The sequence below is a fragment of the Gordonia sp. DT30 genome (assembly GCF_049844915.1).
Taxonomy (GTDB): Bacteria; Actinomycetota; Actinomycetes; order Mycobacteriales; family Mycobacteriaceae; genus Gordonia.
Genome location: NZ_JBNCLY010000054.1, coordinates 1 through 1519 on the forward strand (window position 1 = coordinate 1; position 1519 = coordinate 1519).

At 62.9% G+C, this 1519-nt stretch carries 2 protein-coding genes; one reads left to right on the forward strand and one right to left on the reverse strand.

Features of this window, described 5'->3' with window-relative positions:
- Window positions 1-227: 227 nt before the first annotated feature.
- Entirely contained in the window at window positions 228-1091 is an 864-nt protein-coding gene (locus ACLQ3C_RS21380; protein WP_425707101.1) for a hypothetical protein, read from the reverse strand.
- Here ACLQ3C_RS21380 and ACLQ3C_RS21385 point away from each other — a divergent pair.
- The coding region (locus ACLQ3C_RS21385; protein WP_425707102.1) for a hypothetical protein at window positions 1083-1519 on the forward strand (437 nt) is incomplete at its 3' end. The genes ACLQ3C_RS21380 and ACLQ3C_RS21385 overlap by 9 nt on opposite strands.

Consider the following 1519-nt stretch of genomic DNA (forward strand, 5'->3'; position numbering starts at 1 on the left):
ACACGCCGCATCCAACATCGACCACACCTCCTCCCCCACCACACCACCCGAACCCACCAACGACCACACACACACATTCACCAAATCAGTGCGCAACCCATTAATACGCATACTATTCCACGGTCGATCCGACCCTAACGAACGCTCAATCCCATAACGCGCGTCATCGACCCGCCACTGCACATAGTCGTGAGGTTCCCAGTCATGCCACCGTGATACATCCATCATCAGTCAGAGTCTCCCTCGCTCAATTTGCCATTACTGCCGCGTTTCGTCGCGCTGATATCGAATTCCCGATGCCGATAGCCCGAATACGAGCCGCCTCTGTTGACGGTCGCCCGCACCAGTTCATACCTCAGCAACCCGTCTTCCAGAGCATCGTTCATCTCACGAGAAAGCTGCCTATAGGCCAGACTGCCACTCTTCCCCATCGCGAGAATGACTGATTCCAAATACCTCCGGTGTCCCTGCTGGTAATGCCGATCATCGAGACCCTTCCGGTGCCCCAACGTTGCGTGTGGGCCTTTCGCCTCCACCACGACAATAATCGGTTCGGTGATCCCCTCCTTGTTGGTCACACCCTCGCGCGGACTGACCCGAACCACCCCATCGGCAGCTCCGCTGCCGTGCGAGCCAATAGGTTGCAACACCTCGATCACGAACTGATGCGGCGGGTACCGCTGCGGGATCGCAACCCCCGCCGCATGCACACCCACCTGCTCACCAGCTTTGGTCACAGCCCAATGAGCGCCCTTGACCTCGGCTTCCGTCGAATCCGGCCTGCCCAACACATGCTTCAACTGAGCACGCGCCCAGTCCCGCATCCGACTCAACCGCTCCGCCACCCGATGCGCCCCATACGACACACTCTTCTCGTACTTCCCATAGACGGCCGGCTCAACCACCACATCCTCGGCCTTGACCTGCCCCTGCTCATCCAACAACGGCACCCGGTCACCGTCGGCGTCATACGACACCTCGGATTTCCGATACCACCGCACACCTCCATTTTCACGGTGCGGGCGGTAGTACTTCTCCAGATACCGCCGATCAGCAATCTTCTCGACAACCGGCTGACCCGCATGCTCCACACCATCGATCGGCTCCCGCGGATCAGGCTCTCCCCTGACCACCGCATCACCGGAATCCTCACCCCGGGACGCAGCCTCCTCCACGCCATCCTGGTGCACACCAGCGCGCGAACCCTCATCACCCCCAACACGCGACCCCTCCGCCGCCCGACCTGCCGGACCATCCAAGTCCCCGGCCCCATCGAGGTCCCCAGCCCCATCGAGGTCGTCAGGCTGCCGCATAGCACCAGGGCGCTCCCCCGCACGCTCGTCTTCCTCCTCGGGCCGCCCACCACGGCCTTCCGGTCCAGCCTCTTCGGCAGCGGAATCCCGCCGGCTCGACCCGCGACCATCGTCGCCGTCCCCACGCGGACCGGCCCGCCCAGCATCCCCGTGCTCACCACTCTTCTCGCCCGGAGTGTCCTCACGCGGCCCGTCCCGACGCGTCC